The sequence below is a fragment of the Thermodesulfobacteriota bacterium genome, assembly GCA_040758155.1.
In the GTDB taxonomy this organism is placed as follows: domain Bacteria; phylum Desulfobacterota; class Deferrimicrobia; order Deferrimicrobiales; family Deferrimicrobiaceae; genus UBA2219.
Genome location: JBFLWB010000091.1, coordinates 1 through 3,857 on the forward strand (window position 1 = coordinate 1; position 3,857 = coordinate 3,857).

Here is a 3,857-nt window from a genome sequence, read left to right on the forward strand (position 1 = left end):
ATGATCTCGACCGCCCGGGTCCTCCGCAACGTGTCTCCCGCCTCCGGCGACAGGATGAGCGAGCGCGTGTTCATGCGGGCGATCGGGACGGTCCGGGCCGGCTTGCCGCCCGGGGCCACGCACGCGCACGGATCGTCCGGGATGCGGTAGGCGGGCTTCATCCAGAAGCCGCCGAATTCCGTGGAGAGCACGGTGATTTCGCTGAGCGCCTTGACCCAGTAGGTCGCGAACCAGCCGGGGACGACCAGCCGAACCGGAAAGCCGTTCAGCATCGTCAGCGGCTTGCCGTTCATCTCGTAGGCGACGATCGTGTCGTCCCGCAGGGCGACGTCCATGGGCACCGACTTCACGAAGTCGGGGACTTTCGGCGCCGGGGGATTGTCCATACCGTTGAACGCCACTTCGCGGGAATCCGGCTTGACGCCGGCCGCCTCCAGGATGTCCTTGAGACGCGCGCCCGCCCAGGCGGTGTTCCCCATCGCCCCGTTTCCCCACTGTCCCCCGGGAACCCTCGGGTCGAAGAAGCTCCTGCCGTTGCCGGAGCACTGGATGACGGCGGCGAACTCCACCCGGTCGAAACGGGTCCGCAGGTCGTCCATGGAGAGCGCGAGCGTCCTGCCGGTGTTCCCGCCGACGGCGAGGCGCCAGGCGGCGAGATCGACCTCGGTGGGGATGCCGGAGAGGTGCCAGCGGACGAAGAGCGCCTCGTTCGGCGTCAGAAGTTCCTTGAAATAGCGCTCCGGGGTTTCAAGCTGGGGCGGCCGGGAGGTCAGCAGGATCAGGTCGGTCTTTTCCGGGAAGCGGACCAACCGGCGATCCTCGGCGGCGAACAGGTCGGCCGGGAATTTTCCGGAGGCCGCGAGCGCGGTGACGGCCCCGGCGGAACGGATGAACCCTCTTCGCGTCAATCCATGGTCCATCGCCGTCTCCTCCCTGGGTGTGTCGTTCCATTGTACTTCCGCGCCGGACGTTGATGGAAACAATCCCCGGGTCAGCCGCCGCTTTTCCGCACGGCGCGGCCGAATGCGCGCATTTCCTCCATCTCCGCGGCGGGCAGCGGCCCCTTGTCCATCGCCGCAAGGTTCTCGCGCAGCTCCGCAACGCTCCGGGGCCCGGCGAGCACCACGTCCACGTGCGGGCCGGTGAGGCAGAAACGGTAGCAGTCGCCCGCGGTCGGGACCTTGCCGGTCCATCCGCGGGGAGACCGGAGAAGCTTGCGCCATGCCGTGGCGGTGTAGGCGACCACGGCGGGGCGGCGAAGGGCCAGGTGCGGGAAGATGTCCTCCTCGGCGCCCGGGTGCGCGGCGTTGTAGCGGATCATCAACAGGTCCAGGATCGAATCCCGCGCCAGCTTCCCCGCCCTCGGCCGGTCGTGGATCGAGGCCCCCAGGACGTGGATCTTCCCCTCCTCGCGCAGCTTCACCAGCTCTTCCTGCACGGCGCCCGTGAAGGCGGACATCTTTCCAAGCCAATAGAGCTGGAACACGTCCAGTCGATCGATGTGAAGCGTACGGAGGGCGGCCTCGGCGGCGCGGCGGACGGAACCGGGAAAGTACCCGAAAAGGGGGCCCGCCGAAACGACGTACCGGTCGCGGTCCCGGGCCAGCGCTTCCCGCAGGGCGGCCGTCAGCGGCTTCATCCGAGGGCTCCAGAACACGTACTGGATGCGTTCCAGCGCCTCGCGGCATCCCGACTCGTCCAGCCCGAAGGAGCCGGAGATCCCCATCCGTAAGATCCGGCGGCCGAGCCGCTCCACTTGCCGGTGGCTGAAATCGTCCATGGGGAAAGTATACCGCCTGCCCCGCGTTCAGGCTTCGTAAGGAGGTTTGCGGCGGGATGCATGTGAAATAATCGGAATATGTCATCGATCGCGCCGCGAAGGCGGATACGCCGCCTCGCATTCGGCCTGGCGGTCATCGCCGTATCGACCGTCGCGGTCTGCACGGGAGTGTCCCGTTACCGCGCGGGCGACTACCTCCCGTATTTCCGCGAACACAAGGGGTTGCTGGTTTCATCGGTCGAGTCGCCTCCGCAGCCGCGCGGCGACGGAACGCTCCGCCGCGTGACGCTGAAAAACGACCTCGGGCTCGTGGTCGATGCCTTCCTGAAGATCCCGCGCGCGACGGCGGCGCCTCGCGCTGCAATCGTTACGCTGGGAGGGCTTCGCCACGGCGTTCGCGCCCTTGAATACGTGGAGGACACGGGCGAGTTCATCGTGCTCGCGATGGATTATCCATTCGAGGGAAAGCGGTCCCGACTCTCGACATGGGAACTCCTGCGTCAGGTTCCCGCCATGCGACGCGCGGCGCTGGACACGCCGTCGGCGATCCTGCTCGGCGTGGACTATCTCTATCGGCGACCGGAGGTGGACCGCGACCGCATCGTACTGGTCGGCGGAAGCCTCGGCGCTCTCTTCGCTCCCGCGGCGGCCGCGGCGGATGACCGGATCACGGCGTTGGCTCTCCTTTTCGGTGCGGGCGACCTGTTCGCTCTGGTCGACGCGAATCTTCCTCTGCCCGCCTTCGTACGACGGCCCGCGGCCTGGGGCCTCTCGGCGGCGGCCTCTCCGCTGGAGCCTCTGAAATATATCGGGCGAGTCGCGCCCCGGCCGGTCTTCATGCTGAACGCCACCGGAGATCCGCGCATGCCGGAGCGCTGCAGTCGTCTATTACATACGACGGCCGGGGAACCGAAGACCGTGCGGTGGATCGGCGCCGGTCACGTGTACGTCCGGGACAAAAACTTTCAGAAGGACGTCCTCGCGGAGGTTCGTGCATGGCTGGCGGATATCGGGTATACGGTTCGCCGTGAATGTGTTGACGCGAGATAACCCCTTGCAGTAATATTATTTTTCTTCTCGGACGCGCCCTTAGCTCAGCTGGATAGAGCACTTGACTACGAATCAAGTGGCCAGAGGTTCGAATCCTCTAGGGCGCGCCACTCTTTATCCCGTCGCGCAATATGGAGGATTCGAAGCGAACCCGGCGCTGACCGGATAGGGAAGAAAAGCGCGCAGGGATGCGCGCGTAAGCCGGGTGAGGGGAGGCTACGCAGCCGGAGACAGGGAGGTCGGAGGCGTAGTAGCCGAATCCTCTAGGGCGCGCCACTTTCACTAAAATAAACGTAAAATTACGTAGCGCCATTTTGGCGCACTCTCTCCGGCATCATCCCGGTTGCGCGGGGGTTGCGGATTTTTCCGTCTCAGAATGCCAACAGGAAGAACTGGAGCGGAATAAACAAGATTCGCCGTCTTTGGTCCCACTCGCTGAGTTCGCGGGTCACCACGATTCCCAGGGGGCAGCGATCCCGGAAGCGTTCCATGAACAATCGCATCCCGACGAGGTCTTCCTCGTCGATCCTTTTCCGGAATTTCACCTCGATCGGAACCACGGTGCCGTCCGCCTGCTCTGCGACGAAATCCACCTCCCGGATCGGCGATCGCCGATTTTTCGAATCCTCGTAATCCCGGAAGAAATGGACCTGGAGATTGTAGTCGCGGATTACGCTTTGCACGAGTGTTTCGACGAGCGGACCGAGAACCGTCGGGTCGGATTCCCACAGGGAGGGGGAAGTGCGGAATACGGCGTTTCGGACGCCGAGGTCGCTCACCGTGATCTTCGCGGGAACGCGAGCCGAGCTCTTCTTCGCGAGGGGATACCTCCGGAAATCGCGTATCAGCAGCGCGTCAGCCAGATAATGCAAATATTGGCCTACTGTGGGTTGATTGGCCGAAAGACCGGTCTTGATTGCCATGTCGGCAAGTCGGTTTTGCTTGATCTCCTGCCCGGTCAGGCGTGCCACCTGGAGGTATATGAATCGCAGCAGTCCCGGGCTCTTGATGGGGAAGAGGTCGGGGA

General features: G+C 64.6%; 4 protein-coding genes and 1 tRNA gene. 2 read left to right on the forward strand and 3 right to left on the reverse strand.

What is annotated here, in order from left to right; genetic code table 11:
* On the reverse strand, nt 1-920 hold a 920-nt coding region (locus tag AB1346_05395; protein ID MEW6719863.1), incomplete at its 3' end, for a molybdopterin-dependent oxidoreductase.
* Between the two features lie 71 nt (nt 921-991).
* Complete coding sequence (locus AB1346_05400; GenBank protein ID MEW6719864.1) at nt 992-1,780, reverse strand: aldo/keto reductase; 789 nt, start codon at nt 1,778-1,780, stop codon at nt 992-994.
* 78 nt (nt 1,781-1,858) lie between these two features.
* Here AB1346_05400 and AB1346_05405 point away from each other — a divergent pair, with 78 nt between their 5' ends.
* Entirely contained in the window at nt 1,859-2,830 is a 972-nt protein-coding gene (locus AB1346_05405; protein ID MEW6719865.1) for a hypothetical protein, read from the forward strand.
* Between the two features lie 33 nt (nt 2,831-2,863).
* Nucleotides 2,864-2,940, forward strand: a tRNA-Arg gene (locus AB1346_05410).
* Between the two features lie 261 nt (nt 2,941-3,201).
* On the opposite strand, the gene AB1346_05415 is transcribed toward AB1346_05410, so the two are convergent.
* On the reverse strand, nt 3,202-3,857 hold a 656-nt coding region (locus tag AB1346_05415; GenBank protein MEW6719866.1), incomplete at its 5' end, for a DUF4143 domain-containing protein.